Raw genomic sequence first — 16289 nt, 5'->3', positions numbered from 1 at the left:
AAGTATGTGGGAAGAAAGGAAAGAGTTAAATGAATGAAATAAATTAGCTGATAGGAGTCTTTTCAGTTACCATATTCATATTATGGAGCTTATTAAGAAATCCTACATAATTGTGCATGAAATGTCGGATAGGTACATTTCACTTCTGCTATTCTATTTCTAAAGAGGGAGGTCATATAAATGGATTTGCTTGAAAACATGAATGGAGCATTAAACTATATTGAAAAAAACCTTACTAACGATATTGATTTTAAAGAAGTAGCAAGGCTGGCTTTTTGCTCCGAATATCATTTTAAAAGGATGTTTTCTTTCCTTGCGGGTATTTCATTGTCGGAGTACATCCGCCGGAGACGTCTTACTCTTGCAGCATTCGATCTTAAAGATAGCGGCATAAAGGTCATTGACGTTGCTATAAAATACGGATACAACTCACCAGATTCTTTTGCAAGAGCTTTTCAAACTTTGCATGGTGTAACACCGTCAGCAGCCAGAAATAATGGACATTTATTAAAGGCTTATCCACGAATGACCTTTCAACTATCCATCAAAGGAGGAAATGAAATGAACTATCGAATTGAAGAAAAAGAGGCATTTCACATAATTGGCATCAAGAAAAGAGTACCTTTAATTTTCCATGGAGTTAATCCGGAGATTGCCTCTATGTGGAAGGGTTTAGATAGTGAAATGATAAAGAAACTTAAGGATCTTTCTAATGTCGAGCCTTTGGGGCTGCTTAGTGCGTCAACGAATTTTTCTGAAGGTCGAATGGAAGGAAACGGGGAGCTTGATCATTATATAGGGGTGGCAACAACTAAGGAGTGTCCGGTTAATCTGACACAACTTGAAGTTCCTGCTTTAACATGGGCCATATTCGAAGCGGTCGGACCGTTTCCGGATACGTTGCAAGATGTATGGGGACGCATTTATTCCGAGTGGTTTCCAGCTTCAAACTATGAGCAAGCAGAAGGACCAGAAATCTTGTGGAACGAGAATAAAGATGTAACTTCGCCGAACTTTAAAAGCGAAATATGGATACCAATTTTGAAGAAGTAGTGAACAATAACGTGACCTATAACAAGCAAAGGTTATGATAGGGGATAAAAAATATGAAATTCCTATTGTGTTTTTAAAACATATCATGTATAATTCTAATTAGTTGATAACGATTATCAATATCAACTAAACATTACTCTTCGTTATGTTGGTCATACCCCTTTTGACTGCGTAAGTCAGAGACAAAATGTTGAAATACCTTGTGTCCTATTCTACAGAATTATGGTAATCTCCAACCTCAACTTATATGCGTTAAGCATGCAAAAAGGATCCTATCCGTGAAGGGATCCTTTTTGCATTATTCCGCTATTTGCGGGCTGTAAAAGCCTGATTGGTGTGGGATAATCACTGATTAAAGTTTCACTTTATGTTGTAGCGATTAATGTGTAAAGTCCGGGATACGTTCTTCAATTCCTTTTGGTGCAGAAGACGGAAAGACCCAGCGCTGGTGTGTACCACATTCCTCGGTAAGCTCTTCAATACGGAGGTTTGCTTTGGCGATTTCTGTAATAATTTCTCCTAGTGTCCAGCGGCGAATTTTTGTTTTTGGTAGTGATTTTCGTTGCGTCTCATCAAGTAGAATGCTATAAGCGACGTCACTTTCAATAATCCCTTCATAGAAATAATCACCATTTGCTTGAAACATTGGATGATCTATCGCTAATAGCTTTGTATAGAGCGGGTGATAATCACGGAGTATGAAAGTGCCACCATCTATTAATAGTTGTGAGATCAATTTAAAAAGTGGTTTGAGATCTAAAAAATAATGAAGTACACCTAGTTCTAATAAAACAATATCGAATGTTTTGGAGGGAGATATTTCTAGTACATCTGAAACGATATATTCAATAGATACCTCCGCAGCATCGGCTAGCTCATTTGCATATCTAGCATTGCTTTCTGAAATATCCACAACAGTTACGTCAGCCCCTAATAATGCGAATGCGACAGCTTTATTTCCTTTGGGGCCAAGTAAATTTAGGATACGTTTATCTTGTATATTTTTAATATAAGGTAAGTAGTAAGCTACTTCATGGGCGGGATTTTGTATGAGCTTCTTTGCATATTCCTTTGGAGTACCGTGCCGATTCGTCCATGCTTTATAGGCAGCAGCATTCCAGCCTTGTTTATTAATTGTGCTTAACTGTTGTTGATTCAATGAACTCACTCCTTTCTTTGAACATGTACATATTCGGAAAGAATTATTTATTTCCTTTTTTCTTCGAATTAAAGTTTGATTTTTCTGTATTTTAGTCGTAAAATACGTATTATATATGAAAAGCGTTGAAAAGGAAAAGTAGAATGAAACCATTCTTTCCAGAGAGCTTCAGAAGCTGAGAAGAAGCAAGAATGTTCATTTGAACAATGGCCTTTGAGCTGCGTCCTGAACTTATCAAATGATAATAGTAGGCGGCGACGAGAGTTGGTTCTCGTTATCAAAACCACAGTATAAGAGCATATGATTGCTCCGTACTTGATGAGGTTAGTTATGTGAATAGCTGACGAAATAAGGTGGTACCGCGACTGTTCATACAGCCCCGCCCTTATCTTTTTAGAAGATAGGGGTGGGGCTTTTTTATATTTAAAAGGAGGAATGTAAAGTGAAAGGGTGCGGAACATATTATCAATTACGAGTGTAAGCTGGAAATGTGAACATGTATTGCCAGAGCGAATCAGTCATGTGCAGCCGTTGTTTGAGAGAATCGATGTGAAGCAAATTGAAGATGAGGTAGGGAAGTTATATGTAGCATTAAAGTAAAAAGAGCACATGATGTGCTCTTTTTTTCAGGCTGTGGAGAAAGTTTGCTCCACAGCCTATTTTTGTGTCTGAACCCTTTTTTATCTGTCAACAATGATAAAAAGAGGAAAAGGAGCGATTTATTATGATGGGTGCATTGAAAAATCATCGCGATGAGCGTGTATCAGTTTCTGTTGAAGAGTTAGTTCCACAAGATCATTTTCTTCGTGCAATTGAAGCGACTATTAATTTTGATTTTATCGAGGAAAAGTTACGTCCTTATTATTGTGAAAACAATGGTCGCCCTTCTATTCATCCTATCGTCTTATTCAAAATGATGTTTATTGGCTATTTTTATGGTATTCGATCTGAACGTCAATTAGAAAAAGAGATTAAAACTAATATTGCGTATCGTTGGTTTTTAGGGTTTTCTTTATCGGATTCAGTCCCAGACCACACTCCACAATCAGTTGGAACCGTCGTACTCGTTTTATTCATACAAATATTTTTGAAGAAATCTTTAATGAAATTGTACGTCAAGCGATGGAACATCGTATGGTGGGTGGGCGCGCATTGATGACAGATTCAACTCATGTGAAAGCAAACGCAAATAAAAATAAATTTGTACACAAAGTAAAAAAAGAGCGCCCTAAATTATATATGGAAGAATTAGAAGCGGCAGTTATAAAAGATAGGGAAAAACACGGAAAAAAGAATTAAAACCAAGAAAGGAACGTGATACCCCAATCAAAAAAACACGTGTAAGTACAACAGATCCAGATAGTGGCTTTTTAATGCGAGATGGAAAACCGAACGGTTTTCATTTCTTAGATCATCGTACAACGGATGCGAAATATAATGTGATTACAGATACATTTATTACGGCTGGAAATGTAGCGGATTCCGAGCCGTATTTAGAGCGACTTCAAGCACAAGTTGATAAGTTTGGATTTCAAATAGAAGCAGTGGCACTTGATGCTGGCTACTTTACAGGTTATATCTGCAAAAAATTATCGGAACAGAATATATTTATGGTGATGGGGTATCGCCGGTTTGGAAAAAGAAATAAAGACGTACCAAAAAGCCAATTTAAATACGAAAAAGAAACAGATGTATTTGCCTGTCCAATGGGATGTATTTTAGAATATGCGACAACCGATCGAGAAGGATATCGCCAATATAAGTCTAATCCAACAGATTGCGCAGTTTGTCCGTTGCGTAACAAATGTTTCTCAGAGAAACAAAAACAGAAGGTCATTACACATCACATTTGGGAAGAGTATAAAGATATTGCACGAAAAAACAAATTAACAAGTACAGGTAAAAAACTATATAAGGTACGCTGTTCTACTATTGAACGAAGCTTCGCGGATGCCAAAGAGCTACATGGCTATCGATACGCTCGGTTCCGGGGGCTGAAGTCTGTCCAAATGCAGGCTTATCTCACCGCAGCTTGCCAAAACATGAAAAAAATAGCCCTTCACCTGACCAAAAAGGGTCAGGTGAAGGGCTATTTTTCTAGCTTCTATCACTTTTTATTGTTTTCATTCACTAAAATATTAAAAAAATTCCAGAGTGTCGGAAACCCTAAAGGGTTTCCCAACACTCTGGTAAAAAGAGCACATGATGTGCTCTTTTTTTAGGCGCTTCGTTCTATGTTCTGTTTCTTCTCTTTCCGTGCAGTCAAAATTTGTGGTGTGAAAATACCAAGCAATATGCAAACAATACCAAGCCATTGCAGTGGCGATACGACTTCATGAACAAGTGTAATGGAAGCGATGATTGCTGTTGGTAATTCAGCAGCTCCTAAAATCGTTCCAAGTCCTGTTCCTACTTTTGGAACACCAATTGAGAAGCAAATGACAGGTACAACAACTCCGAAGAATCCAAGGAAGAATGCATATTTCCATAATCCAGCCTGTAAGGCACCATCAGTTAAGAAGGTTGGAGGAAAGATTAAGCAAACGATAAGCGTAGCACTTGTTGTCATCAGAAAGCTTTTTGTATATGGTGGTACATTTGTAGCAACGCGTCCGCTTGCAAAAATATAAAAGGAAAAAGAGACAGCGGCTAATAGTCCGAAGATAATGCCTTTTGTAGAGAAGTTTTGTCCAAGTCCTTCAAATACACCACCTGCAAATAACGTTCCGGCAAATAAAATAATAATCGATATTACCTTTTCGCGGCTTGGTAATGTCTTGTTAGCGATCGCTTCAATGACTACCCCAATCCATGTAAATTGAAAGAGTAGAACAACGGCGATGGAAGCAGGTAATTCTTCTACAGAAATTGCGTAGAAAATCCCTGTCATGCTCATTGTTGTTCCGACAGCTAATAAGGAGAATGCTTGTTTTTTCGGGACTTTATGACGTGAGAAGAAAAGAACGAGCAATAAAAGTCCAACCCAGCCAAATACATATTGTCCACCTAATAGCTCATGCGCAGAAAAACCATTCATAAAGCCGAGTTTGAAAATTGTAGAAAGTACGCCGTAGCTACAGGCGCCAAATAAAACTAATAATGAAAACTTAAATTTCTCCATAAAAATCCTCCTTTTACAAATAAAAAACGCCCGTTGTCTAGTTTAAGACAACGGGCGAACGAAACAGAGTGAAAACTCTACAAAATTCCGCCGCTCACAATCGTGTGTGAGTTTGGGTATGCAATTATAAAAGGTATGAGTTCGATTCCTTATTTGTACATATTTTCAGTGAATAGCATAATATAAAATAAGATAAAAGCAGATTAAAAATAAAAACATGTAATAAGTATTATGAATCTAGTTTATAACCAATACCTTTTACTGTTTTAATATAAGGTATATTTAATTTTTTACGCAAGTTTTTTATATGTGTATCGATAACTCGCACATCACCATAATATTCATAGCCCCATACTTTATCTAATAGATCACTTCTTGATAATACTGTTCCTTGGTTTTGTAAAAGCATAGCAATAATTTCGAATTCTTTCGTGGTTAATTCGACTTTCTCACCATTTATATAAGCAGTATAAGCTGGGAAATTCAGCATGAGCTCATTGAACTGCAAGATTCCCATATTTTTTTCAGGTTCGGATGTAAGTCCTCTTCTTAAAACAGCCTCCATTCGTTTTATGAACACAGTATGGTGAAATGGCTTTATTATATAATCATCTATCCCCAGTTCAAACGCTTTAATTTCATTCTTTTCATCGTTACATCCTGATAACATTATAATAGGAATATTTGATTGTCCTCTTATAATTTGGCAAGTACTATAGCCATCTATATCAGGTAATGTGGAATCAAGTAGAATAAGATCATACGAATTTTTTTGAAACTTAAGTATGCCTTCTGTCCCAGAACTTGCGATGTCAATTTTATAATTATGCGCTACTAAAAATGTTTGGATTTGTTTTTGCATATCTGAATGTTCTTCAATTGCTAATATGCGCTTCAAATTATCACTTCCTAAAGTATACGTTTACAAATATAGATTCAACTTGAATAGTCGAAAATGCTCTGTGATTGACTGAGATAGATTGATGAGAGCGGTTTGCTTTAGTTGGAAATGAAAAAATTACTGACGAAAGCTTCATCTTGTATGTATACTGCTCTTTCTTATGGAGGAAAAGAAAGAACTGTACGCCATGATATCAACAAAAATATATTTAAATGTTTGTTTTTGTAAATATTTAAATTTTTTATTTCCTGTTACATTATATATGCAAGGTAAGTATTTGACTACTCAAAAATAATAAAGTGAAACTTTAATCAGTGGGGGTTTTACAGCCCGGGAATAGAGGAATAAAAAGAAGCCAAGATATAAAGGTCTTGGCTAAGTTCTAAATGTTCTCTTTCATGTATATAAACTATTTCGTTACAATGACAGTCGCTTGTTTTTCCATTCGATCAAATAACCAATGGATATCTTCATTGAACATACGAATACACCCAAGGGTTGTATTTTTTCCGATAGCTTGGTTGTTATTTGTTCCATGAACCGCGTATGTTGTTCCCCAAGTTCCTACCATGTTTAATCCCATCCAACGATCACCAAGTGGGTTACGTGGGTCGCCGCCCTTAATATGTCTTGTATAGTACGGACGATTTTTAATTTTGTTTACAATAATAAATGATCCAAGTGGAGTTGGTGTAGCAGCTTTTCCTGTAGCGACAGAAAAACTTCTAATAAAAGTTCCATTTTGATAGAAATCCATCTTATTAGTAGTTGTGTTGACAATTAGTTTTTGCTGCGATGCAGGAGTAGCTGCTTCTGTTTTTTCATAAGGAACTATTGCACATAAACTTAGTATAAAAATAGTAAATAATAATTTTTTCATGATGTTCTCCTGAGTATTATTTTGTTTTATAATAAGTTCTTTCCTAATCCATAAATTTGATTAGAAAGAACTTATTAAAATTATCAACAAATTCCGCTATAATTCTACATTATCAACATGAAGTTAATATGAAGAAGAAATGAGTTTAATATGGTTTTTGAGATGTCTGAGTTTTTAGCTAGAAATGTATTCTATGTAGGTGGGGGATAACTGCCCGTAAAAGCCCGATTGGTGAGGGCTTTCCATCAGTGGTGATGAAGAAAACTCTCACTGTTGGAAGTGTCACTTTATAAAGTGAAGTTAGAGAAAAGTTAGAAAAAATTCTCAGTGCGAAAATGCACGAAAAACGTTATTTTATTGTATATAGGGAGGAAAAATGAAGATTTTTTAAAATATATAATAGATATTGGAAGGGTTTTGTCGAGAATTTCATAGAATTGGTTATTTTAGTATTCTCCTTACAAAAATGTAATCTAAATGTAAGCTATTACGATAGTTATTTCGACAAAATTTTTATACAATTACAGTAACAGTTTGTACGTGATTGATGCTGTATGTAGATCAAAAAGAAAAGGAGAGATCGACATGGAATGGGTTCATGAATTATTTCAGCAATACGGCTATTATGTTGTACTTGTAGGGTTGCTGTTAGAATATATTGCACTTCCGTTTCCAGGAGAGCCAACGTTAGCGTATGCGGGTTATTTGGCACAGATAGGAGAATTACAATTACCACTTTTAATTATCTTATCATTTATTGGAACGAGTGTTGGGATGACGATTCAATACTTTTTAGGGAATAAACTTGGTATGCCCTTTGTACAGAAATATGGGAAGTATGTGTTTTTAACACAAAGAAAGATTGATTTAACGAGAATGTGGTTTGATAAATATGGATATTTCCTTATTTTTATCGGCTTCTTTATTCCAGGCGTACGTCACTTTACTGGATACTTTGCAGGAATTATCAATTTACCGTTCCGTCGCTTTGCAATAACGATTTACGCTGGCGCTCTATTATGGGTATCTTTCTTCTTAATCGGTGGTTATTGGTTAGGTGGAAACTTACATGATATCTTTGGAATGCTGGGACAACACATCGGGAAAATTATCTTCGGAGTGATTGTAATTGTAGCAATTACGTTAGGAGTTCGTTTCCGCAAACAATTAAAACGTGTATTTGTACAAGGTGTAAATTAATATGGAATCCATTCTATGTCGAAATTTGGAGGGAGCAGTGCTGATAGGCACTGCTCCCTCTTATTGTACTTTCCAGTTTGCTTTTATTTTACCTGTAAGGTTGTGACCAGTCACCACAATATAATATGTTCCAGTTTTAGTTGCTGAAAGCTGGTAAGTATCTTCGTTTATTTCTGAAACAGATTCGATTCTGCTAAACTCACTAGAAAAGTGAAGACCATGACCGTAGCTACGGTTTTCAACAGGAAGAAATTGGACGTTAATTTCAATCGTCTCTCCTTTTTGGGCGCGGATTGGGATTTTATGTTCTCCGTTAAAATATGAAAAAGTTACTTCAAATTCATTTTTGGTAGTATGTTCGATCCATTGTTCTTTTTTTGTAAAATCAATAGAGGAAATTGTGATGAATAAAATGGAGACGATAATAGGGATGGCATATCGAAACCATTTCGATTTTTTTGCGATATATGTGCAGAAGTAAAAGAAAACAGCGCAAATCGCTCCGATTGACCCTGCAATGAAAAAAAAGATAAATGGTTCACCGCCGAACAATTGAACAGGAAGAAAAAATAGATAACCACAAATGATATACAGTAATGCTTTTTTTGTAATGCTTGTTTGTTTAGAGCTGAGTTTATCGATGATGAGTGAACACAAGATTGCATAGAAGAAAAGAACATAAGCAAAAGGGTTATATAGGATGTTATATGTGACATCGGAGAGTTCATATAAATCAAAGTTGTTTGTTATAAAGAAAAGTATTGCAAAAGAAAAATAGAGAACAAAAGCGGCAGAAAGTTTAGTAAGAAGGTAAGAAAAAATCAATTTTTTCTCCATATTTCACCTCGCATATTATGTATTTTAAATATATTATACAAAACTTTTGAATATGAATGTATAGTTGATTTTGACATATATGAATGTCAAAATGACAATGATAATTGACAAACGGGAGGATATTATTTACAATTTTATTTAAATAAAAGAAAAAGAGGTAAGGTATGAAGCTTCAAAATCGAGTGAGAGAATTCAGGGCAAAGCATCGAATGTCACAAGGAGATTTAGGAAAAGCGATAGATTCGTCAAGGCAGACGATTAGCTTAATTGAGCGCGGTGATTATGCGCCGTCGATTGTTTTGTCACTTAAGATTGCGCGTGTTTTTGGGGTGTCAGTGGAAGAAATATTTATGTTAGTTGAGGGGGAAGAAGGAGATGGAGAGTAGGGTAAAACATATAATGATTTCTGTTATGAAATTATTGGGATCTATGTTAATTGGCCTAATCGTTGGATACATATTAGCTCATTATTTTGGCGTTAGTCCAAACGGAGATTATTCTTATGCGGAAGTAATTGCGCTGTTTATGTGCTGTATAGTTGCTCTAGTTTGGTTTGGAAAAAATATGTGGACATTAACAAAGTTACGTGATGAAGAAGAAAGTATACAGGGGCGTAGACTAGGGGCTATGCTCATTTATTTACGTGTAAGTGAAGTTGTTGTATGGTCTTGGGCCATTTGTGCTGCAATTATGTATTATCGATCATTTGCAGCAGGAACGCTTCATTTATTTGAAATTGTAAATTTTGTCGTGTCTATTGTATGTTTGATTCTTGTAATATGGATTGGCTTTATTATGAAGAATCGATATAACGAGTTGTACCCAGAGCAGCGAGTTACATATTCACAATCCATGGAAATGTGGGCGAGAAATGCAGATGAAGGGCAAAAACATATCGTCTATGAGGCAGGCTACAAGGCGTATCAGTTTACAAATGTTGTGCTTGCATGGGCATGGATCTTGTCAATTGGTTATACAATTGTAAGTGAAACAGATTTCTTCTTGATTGGTATAATTTCGTTTGTTTGGGTCTTGCATATCGGAAAATATATGTATGAAATGCATAAAAAAATGATTTATTAACGCTACGGATTATTGAAGGGAGAAAAATGGTGGACATTTTGAAAAGACCAGCTTTTTCTATAGTTATTGCTTTTGTTTGTTCAGTTGTATATGGATGGATCAAGCCAGAGAAAGCACAGGTAATGATGGAAATGTGGGCGTTTGTTGGAATCGTAGTGCTTGTTCTGGCTATCCATGAACTTGGGCATGTTATTTTTGGTTTGTTAAACGGTTTGAAATTTAAATTTATGACAGCGGGCCCTATTACAGTTCAAAAGGAAGGGGAAAAAATACGGATAAGAGAAAATAAAATGTGGTTGTATTTTGGAGGCGTAGCTATGTTATTACCGCCTTCTATACATACACCAAATCTTTCAAAGAAATGGGCATGGATGACGTTAGGTGGCCCGATAACGAGTTTGGTGTGCGGCTTGTTATCAGGGTATATATACATGGTGAGCTACTACCAATTTCTTTTATACTTTTCTGTATTACATTTAGCAATCTTTTTAGCTACAGCGATTCCAATGAAGGGAATTATGCTTAGTGATGGCAAGCAATTTTTAATTTTAATTAAAGGTGATGAGAATGCCAAGCAGCATTTACATAGTATTCAAGTATCTAGTGAGTTGTTGAGCTTAAAACAACCAAAAGATTGGGACGAAAAGTTAGTAGAAATAAGTGAAGAAAAAATAAAGGGCGATGAAGAGGTAAGAGAAATACTGAGTGATCTAATGCTCACATTTTATTCACGATGTGATAGAGAAGGAATGGAAACTGGGATCGCTTGCTTAGAACAGGTTTTACAAATACCTGTTACAAAAGAAAATAAATATTTTGTTGGTGGTTTTCATAGTTGGTATTTGTTATATAAGGTGCTATATGATATGGATGATGTTTCTTTAAAAGATATGAAGCAGCACGCGAAGGCTATAACAAGATTGGACCCGCATGGGTATTACCGTACACAGGCAATCTTAAAATATTTAGAGAAGGATGCGGAATCCTTCCATACATATATGAAAAAAGCAGAAAGTGAGCTAAAGAACGCTGAAAAGAGTGGGGGCGGCTATTTGCAATTAGAGAGAGAATGGTTCCAGCTTTTACAAAAGAAACTAGCAATCTAGAGGATATCTTACGCCGAGTAAGATATCCTCTTTTCTATAGTTTTGTCGAATGGTCGATATATTGAAAAAAGAGTCTGGAAGATTCATCTTCCAAACTCTTTTCTATTAAGAATTACTTTCGACTCCTTGGCTAGTCTCTTCTTCAGGATCTTGCAATAGGTTAAATACATCTGCTAAGCAAAATGCGATAAACCAAGTCCAAAGACCGTGGAAGAAAGCTGAGCTTAATTGAAGTGGTAATGTATAGTTTGTCATTGAGTAGGAAATACATCCACCAACGATTCCGATCATTGTTAATAGCATTGTTTTTTGAGCATTTTCTTCTGGATTAAAGAGGAAGAAAATATATCCACCTAATATTGAAGCGCTTACAACAGATTCGATTCCATTAAAAATGATATGCTCTCCCAGCTGAATGTTTGTCCAGAAGCAAATCGTGCCACCGATGATAGCAAACAGTACAGCTACTATATAGCGTATATTTTGATTCATATGTTCATCTCCTTATGTAATAAGATGATTTGGAAGTCAAAAAGGTAGGTATAATAATAGAAGTGAGTGTTAGTTGTACGTATCTTTTTTATAAAAAGATTAAAGAAGAATAACTAAGATGAGCGGTCTTTTTAAACCGTTTCTTGTACGATATGAAAATGATTAGTTATTACGTAAACTTGCATTGAGATATACCCGACTTCTCGTTTCTTTTTGCTTATAAAAGTAAGAGAAACTCCCAAGTCTATACATTCTTTTTTGTAAGTCTTATTGTATTATAACATATTTAGTAGAATAATAATAGGAATTATCTGATTTTGTAATAAGTGTAAAATAATTCGAAGGATTATATTTTATGGATTAATATCCCATTTTATTGTACAATTAATTTGACTGAATTTTTAGTTAATAAAGAGGAGGTTGATTAGATGGGTACACAAAAGCAGCATATTGTAGTTACACCTACGAAAAGTATAGGGGTTTCTTTAGTATTAACGTTTTTGTTTGGTTCTTTTGGAATGCTGTATTCAACAATTATTGGTGCAATTATTATGATTATTATTGAATTAATTGTAGGTATTGTAACATTTGGGATTGGGCTTTTTGTTACACATATTATTTGTATGGTTTGGGGAGCACTTGCAGCTCATAATTACAATCAAAGATTATTGCGTGGAACGAATACATACACATCGTAAGTTAGCTGGTGTAAGAAGAAATTTATATCAGTTAAAACCCTTCCATTTGTATTAGGTGAACCAATCGGGCTTTTACGGTCAGTTGATCCCCCACCTAACTTCTTTAGAAAAGCGGAAGCGGCTTGCTCAGAATCGCAGGACGTTGGAGCTCCCGACAGAGAGGCGCTTTTTGCCTCGTCCGAGGGGGCGAAACGACCAGAGATTCTAGCCGCTAGAGCTGGACAATGCTCTTGCTGAATTTTGAGGTGGGGGTCTTACTGTCCGCGAATAGTAGGATAAATAAAAACGCAAGGAATCATAATTCCTTGCGCTTTCTTATATACGTTTGAAACGTCCAACGATTTCAACGGTTTCTGTAATATTCATAAACGCATGATTGTCTACATGACGAATGATACGCTTTATTTCTCCTAATTCGTAACGAGTTACGACGGTGTAAATCATTTTTTTCTTATGGTTGGTATAGCCGCCGACAGCGTCTACCATCGTCACACCACGTATACCGTGATGCAGTAGTGCGCTTTTAATTTCCTCGCCTTTTTCTGTAATTGTCATTATCGTTAATTTAATATGTTTTGTATGCACAGCGTCAATTATCTTGCTGACAACAAAACGGCTAATTAACGTGTACAGTGTAATATCCCATCCGAAAATAAAGCCAGCGACAACAAGTAAGACTAAGTTGAAGACAAAAATAATGGCACCAATCGAAATGTCTTTATATTTCGCTACAATCAATCCAACAATATCAAATCCACCAGTTGAAGATGCAAATCGGAATATAATTCCTGATGCTGCACCACAGATAACACCACCAAATACAGAAGAAAGTAAAATATCATCTGATACTTGATGTACGGGGATAATGTTCATGGCAAGTGATGATACAGCCACGAAATAAGCTGTTAAAAAGGTTGTCTTCTTTCCTAAGTAAAAGTGACTTAGAACAAGTAGTGGGATGTTTAATAAAAAGATAAGTGCACCGATATTATAGTGCATTAAATAACCGATAATCATCCCTACACCAGCGAAACCACCGCTAATCATATTATGCGGGATAAAAAACATATTCATTGAAATAGCATACAAAATCGAAGCTACAAAAATAACAATCAACTGTATTATAAATTCTAAATGAAATGTTCTAGCTGCTGGGAAGGATAAAAAGGCGGTGTCGGGAACGTAATCGGCGTCTCCTAATTGACCCATAGTATGTTTCATCTCCATATTCATTTTTGATTACAAGAAGAGAATAATGCTTTTTTCAAAAACTGGCAATAGTTTTATTATAATGCAAAAATTTTATAAATTTCTAACAAATCAATCCTATTCAGTTATGTGTGTGAATATACTAAAGAAAGCGAATACACTAATCGTCTTCGTATATTTTCCTGATAAAATATGCAAAAGGTTTAATTTGAAAATAAAAGAAAATAGAGAACATTTGTGGAATGTGCTAAAATGAACTTATTAAGGATGTGAAGCGATGGAATTTTTATTGCAAGATGCAATTCTCTATATATCTGTTGTAACGACAGCGCTTTGTTTATTAGAAGTCTTTTTTCTCGCTAATGTTTCTCGCTTTGTACGCCAGCAAACATCGAGCGGTAGACAAAAAGCTTTCGCATTAGTTGATACATGTGAAGAGCGTATAGGAAATACTCCGCTTTTTTCTATCTTCTATAAATATGGAATGATTCGTTCGGTTCGTAGACAAGAATCGAGCGGAGAGAGTGACGAGGTCGGTCCGTATACACCAATGTTTCGCTAACTAATTACGAAACATTGGAGGAATGAACATGTTAAAATCATACCGAGCTGTGCTCGTTAGTTTATCATTATTACTTGTTTTTGTTTTATCTGGGTGTAGCAATACGGCACCGATTGATGCAAATAGTACTGGGATTTGGAATCACTATTTTGTATATCCAATCTCACTTATGCTTCAATTTGCCTCACATCATGTACCTGGTGGAAGCTTTGGGATTGCGATTATTATTATTACGCTTTTGGTTCGCTCAGCAATGATCCCATTAGCTGTTTCGCAATATCGTAGTCAAATGAAGATGAAAACAATGCAGCCAGAGATGCAAAAGTTGAAAGAAAAACATGGTGATGTAAGCAAAGATATTGAAAAACAAAAACAATATCAAAAAGAAATGTCAGAACTAATGAAAACAGGTGGGTGGAATCCTTTAGCTGGTTGCTTGCCACTTTTAATACAAATGCCAATTTTTTCAGCATTGTATTATGCGATTAGCCGGACTGAAGAGATTCGTACATCTTCATTTTTATGGGTAAACTTAGGACATGCAGATCCGTATCATATATTACCGATTCTTGCAGCACTGACAACATTTATTCAAATGAAGGTTATGCAGTCAAATACATCGGCAGGAGAGCAAGTTCAAATGCTGAAAGTGCAACAGTTCATGATGCCAGCAATGATTTTATTTATGGGATTTGCGGCGCCATCAGGACTTGTATTATACTGGATTACAGGTAACATATTTACAATGCTACAAACAATTGTGCTTAGAAAAGTAATGGATCGTGAACAAGGACAATTACAAAATGCATAGAAGAAAGCCACTCTAATTTAGGAGTGGCTTTTTTGATGTATTGAATTTTGGTACCACAATAGAATCATTTTTTACAGTCGCCAAGTCTTGTAGAAACAGTTAAGGGAAAATTAAGAAACCAACTTTACTATATGTATTGTATACGAGAGTGTACATGTTTTCGAAATGTATGTGATACAAAATGAAGGAGGAAGTTTTTTATGAAGAAGAAAAAAACAGTTGGATATTTAGTAGCTGCCGGAGCTTTATCACTAGGAATCATAGGGGGAGTAGGTGTTCCTGCTTTTGCGGCAACGAACGATGCCAATTCTACATCAGCAACAGAACAAACGACAAAAGGAAATCAGAATCAAAAATTGGATGAAGCAACGAAACAAAAAGTACAAACGATTATGGAGAACGCCAAAAAACAATTAGCTGAACTAGGTGTAAATCTTCCTGAAAAAGGGAAGCGCGTGGAAATGTTAGCAAACCTTGATGATGGGGCAAAAGAAAAGGTAAAAGCGATTATGGATCAGGAAAAATCGGGTACATTAACACATGAACAAGCAAAAGAGAAATTGGCCGAACTAGGTATAAATCTTCCTGAAAAAGGGAAGCGCGTGGAAATGTTAGCGAACCTTGATGACGAGGCGAAAGAAAAGGTAAAAGCGATTATGGATCAGGAAAAATCGGGTACATTAACACATGAACAAGCAAAAGAGAAACTAGCCGAACTAGGTGTAAATCTTCCTGAAAAAGGGAAGCGTGTGGAAATGTTAGCGAACCTTGATGACGAGGCGAAAGAAAAGGTAAAAGCAATTATGGATCAGAAGAAATCTGGTACATTAACACATGAACAAGCAAAAGAGAAACTGGAAGAATTAGGTGTGAAACTTCCTGAAAAAGGAAAACAAGAAGAAATGTTTGCAAACCTTGATGATGCGACAAAGAAAAAAGCGGAAGCGATTATGGACAAAGTAAAAGCACAATTAGATGAGCTAGGTGTCGATTTTCCAATTAAAGATCATAAATTTTTAATGAAGAAGGCAAGTAACTAATTGAAATATAGAAAGTGTAAAAACCGTTAATAGAAGTTTCTTTCGTATGGGCAACCGAAAGAAACGATATAGAGTTTATTCTAGGACAGATTTCTCTCTTGAAGAAATCTGTCCTTTTTTATCGAAAATTAGAGAAA

16 protein-coding genes, 2 pseudogenes and 1 other annotated feature are annotated in these 16289 nt (G+C 35.7%); of the genes and pseudogenes, 11 read left to right on the top strand and 7 right to left on the bottom strand.

Translation table 11 applies throughout. The features are described from left to right. The first annotated feature begins 180 nt into the window (after positions 1 to 180). A complete protein-coding gene (locus tag Y7E_RS0121435) occupies positions 181 to 1053 on the top strand; it encodes an AraC family transcriptional regulator (RefSeq protein ID WP_017153296.1) in 873 nt (290 codons plus the stop codon). A 365-nt stretch (positions 1054 to 1418) separates the two neighbouring features. On the opposite strand, the pseudogene Y7E_RS30190 reads toward Y7E_RS0121435, so the two are convergent. Next, positions 1419 to 2212, bottom strand: a pseudogene (locus Y7E_RS30190) (class I SAM-dependent methyltransferase). Positions 2213 to 2328: 116 nt separating this feature from the next. Further along, positions 2329 to 2602 (top strand) — a binding site (T-box leader). A 60-nt stretch (positions 2603 to 2662) separates the two neighbouring features. Between Y7E_RS30190 and Y7E_RS33730 the strand changes: the two are divergent. Further along, a complete protein-coding gene (locus Y7E_RS33730; protein ID WP_017153295.1) occupies positions 2663 to 2812 on the top strand; it encodes a hypothetical protein in 150 nt (49 codons plus the stop codon). Between the two features lie 124 nt (positions 2813 to 2936). Then, positions 2937 to 4434, top strand: a pseudogene (locus Y7E_RS32050) (IS1182 family transposase). Here the strand turns inward: Y7E_RS32050 and Y7E_RS0121405 are convergent. The 3 genes from Y7E_RS0121405 to Y7E_RS0121395 form a co-directional block, all read right to left on the bottom strand. Beyond that, positions 4431 to 5333, bottom strand: coding sequence for an EamA family transporter (locus Y7E_RS0121405; protein WP_017153292.1), 903 nt, complete (start codon positions 5331 to 5333; stop codon positions 4431 to 4433). The pseudogene Y7E_RS32050 and the gene Y7E_RS0121405 overlap by 4 nt on opposite strands. Before the next feature lie 229 nt (positions 5334 to 5562). Next, positions 5563 to 6231, bottom strand: coding sequence for a response regulator transcription factor (locus Y7E_RS0121400; RefSeq protein WP_017153291.1), 669 nt, complete (start codon positions 6229 to 6231; stop codon positions 5563 to 5565). Between the two features lie 412 nt (positions 6232 to 6643). After that, positions 6644 to 7114, bottom strand: a complete 471-nt coding sequence (locus tag Y7E_RS0121395) for a L,D-transpeptidase (protein ID WP_017153290.1) — start codon at positions 7112 to 7114, stop codon at positions 6644 to 6646. A 585-nt stretch (positions 7115 to 7699) separates the two neighbouring features. Between Y7E_RS0121395 and Y7E_RS0121390 the strand changes: the two genes are divergently transcribed. Further along, positions 7700 to 8314 carry a DedA family protein gene (locus tag Y7E_RS0121390; RefSeq protein ID WP_017153289.1) on the top strand — a complete coding sequence of 205 codons (615 nt, stop codon included), beginning with the start codon at positions 7700 to 7702 and terminating at the stop codon, positions 8312 to 8314. 60 nt (positions 8315 to 8374) lie between these two features. Here the strand turns inward: Y7E_RS0121390 and Y7E_RS0121385 are convergent, their stop codons facing one another. Continuing rightward, the gene (locus tag Y7E_RS0121385; protein ID WP_017153288.1) at positions 8375 to 9151 is read right to left on the bottom strand and encodes a hypothetical protein; all 777 of its coding nucleotides are present in this window, start codon (positions 9149 to 9151) and stop codon (positions 8375 to 8377) included. Positions 9152 to 9315: 164 nt separating this feature from the next. Between Y7E_RS0121385 and Y7E_RS0121380 the strand changes: the two genes are divergently transcribed. The 3 genes from Y7E_RS0121380 to Y7E_RS0121370 are packed head-to-tail and all read left to right on the top strand — an operon-like array spanning position 9316 to position 11340. Then, entirely contained in the window at positions 9316 to 9537 is a 222-nt protein-coding gene (locus tag Y7E_RS0121380; RefSeq protein ID WP_017153287.1) for a helix-turn-helix transcriptional regulator, read from the top strand. Further along, a complete protein-coding gene (locus Y7E_RS0121375) occupies positions 9527 to 10234 on the top strand; it encodes a DUF3169 family protein (protein ID WP_017153286.1) in 708 nt (235 codons plus the stop codon). Before Y7E_RS0121380 ends, Y7E_RS0121375 begins: the two co-directional genes overlap by 11 nt. A gap of 29 nt (positions 10235 to 10263) precedes the next feature. Further along, positions 10264 to 11340 (top strand): M50 family metallopeptidase, encoded by a 1077-nt coding sequence (locus Y7E_RS0121370; RefSeq protein WP_026049297.1) that lies wholly within the window; start codon positions 10264 to 10266, stop codon positions 11338 to 11340. 105 nt (positions 11341 to 11445) lie between these two features. On the opposite strand, the gene Y7E_RS0121365 is transcribed toward Y7E_RS0121370, so the two are convergent. Continuing rightward, entirely contained in the window at positions 11446 to 11832 is a 387-nt protein-coding gene (locus Y7E_RS0121365) for a DUF3938 domain-containing protein (protein WP_017153284.1), read from the bottom strand. Between the two features lie 428 nt (positions 11833 to 12260). Here Y7E_RS0121365 and Y7E_RS0121360 point away from each other — a divergent pair, with 428 nt between their 5' ends. Continuing rightward, on the top strand, positions 12261 to 12530 hold the full coding sequence (locus Y7E_RS0121360; RefSeq protein ID WP_017153283.1) for a hypothetical protein: 270 nt from the start codon (positions 12261 to 12263) through the stop codon (positions 12528 to 12530). Positions 12531 to 12845: 315 nt separating this feature from the next. On the opposite strand, the gene Y7E_RS0121355 is transcribed toward Y7E_RS0121360, so the two are convergent. Next, entirely contained in the window at positions 12846 to 13739 is an 894-nt protein-coding gene (locus Y7E_RS0121355) for a YitT family protein (RefSeq protein WP_017153282.1), read from the bottom strand. Positions 13740 to 14016: 277 nt separating this feature from the next. Here Y7E_RS0121355 and Y7E_RS0121345 point away from each other — a divergent pair, with 277 nt between their 5' ends. The 3 genes from Y7E_RS0121345 (at position 14017) to Y7E_RS0121335 (ending at position 16152) form a co-directional block, all read left to right on the top strand. After that, on the top strand, positions 14017 to 14301 hold the full coding sequence (locus tag Y7E_RS0121345) for a hypothetical protein (RefSeq protein ID WP_017153280.1): 285 nt from the start codon (positions 14017 to 14019) through the stop codon (positions 14299 to 14301). A gap of 28 nt (positions 14302 to 14329) precedes the next feature. Continuing rightward, positions 14330 to 15112 (top strand): membrane protein insertase YidC, encoded by a 783-nt coding sequence (locus Y7E_RS0121340; protein ID WP_017153279.1) that lies wholly within the window; start codon positions 14330 to 14332, stop codon positions 15110 to 15112. A gap of 200 nt (positions 15113 to 15312) precedes the next feature. Then, positions 15313 to 16152, top strand: a complete 840-nt coding sequence (locus tag Y7E_RS0121335; protein WP_017153278.1) for a hypothetical protein — start codon at positions 15313 to 15315, stop codon at positions 16150 to 16152. The last annotated feature ends 137 nt before the right edge of the window (positions 16153 to 16289 follow it).

The sequence above is a fragment of the Bacillus bingmayongensis genome (assembly GCF_000299035.1).
GTDB lineage: Bacteria > Bacillota > Bacilli > Bacillales > Bacillaceae_G > Bacillus_A > Bacillus_A bingmayongensis.
Note: the sequence above shows the minus strand (reverse complement) of the source record. Positions and strands in the feature narration are given on the sequence as shown.

Coding starts and splice junctions, on each gene's coding strand:
- Y7E_RS0121390 (WP_017153289.1), top strand. CDS start 7,700: ATGGAATGGGTTCATGAATTATTTCAGCAATACGGCTATTATGTTGTA.
- Y7E_RS0121345 (WP_017153280.1), top strand. CDS start 14,017: ATGGAATTTTTATTGCAAGATGCAATTCTCTATATATCTGTTGTAACG.
- Y7E_RS0121340 (WP_017153279.1), top strand. CDS start 14,330: ATGTTAAAATCATACCGAGCTGTGCTCGTTAGTTTATCATTATTACTT.
- Y7E_RS0121385 (WP_017153288.1), bottom strand. CDS start 9,151: ATGGAGAAAAAATTGATTTTTTCTTACCTTCTTACTAAACTTTCTGCC.
- Y7E_RS0121335 (WP_017153278.1), top strand. CDS start 15,313: ATGAAGAAGAAAAAAACAGTTGGATATTTAGTAGCTGCCGGAGCTTTA.
- Y7E_RS0121365 (WP_017153284.1), bottom strand. CDS start 11,832: ATGAATCAAAATATACGCTATATAGTAGCTGTACTGTTTGCTATCATC.
- Y7E_RS0121380 (WP_017153287.1), top strand. CDS start 9,316: ATGAAGCTTCAAAATCGAGTGAGAGAATTCAGGGCAAAGCATCGAATG.
- Y7E_RS0121435 (WP_017153296.1), top strand. CDS start 181: ATGGATTTGCTTGAAAACATGAATGGAGCATTAAACTATATTGAAAAA.
- Y7E_RS0121375 (WP_017153286.1), top strand. CDS start 9,527: ATGGAGAGTAGGGTAAAACATATAATGATTTCTGTTATGAAATTATTG.
- Y7E_RS0121360 (WP_017153283.1), top strand. CDS start 12,261: ATGGGTACACAAAAGCAGCATATTGTAGTTACACCTACGAAAAGTATA.
- Y7E_RS0121405 (WP_017153292.1), bottom strand. CDS start 5,333: ATGGAGAAATTTAAGTTTTCATTATTAGTTTTATTTGGCGCCTGTAGC.
- Y7E_RS0121355 (WP_017153282.1), bottom strand. CDS start 13,739: ATGGGTCAATTAGGAGACGCCGATTACGTTCCCGACACCGCCTTTTTA.
- Y7E_RS0121395 (WP_017153290.1), bottom strand. CDS start 7,114: ATGAAAAAATTATTATTTACTATTTTTATACTAAGTTTATGTGCAATA.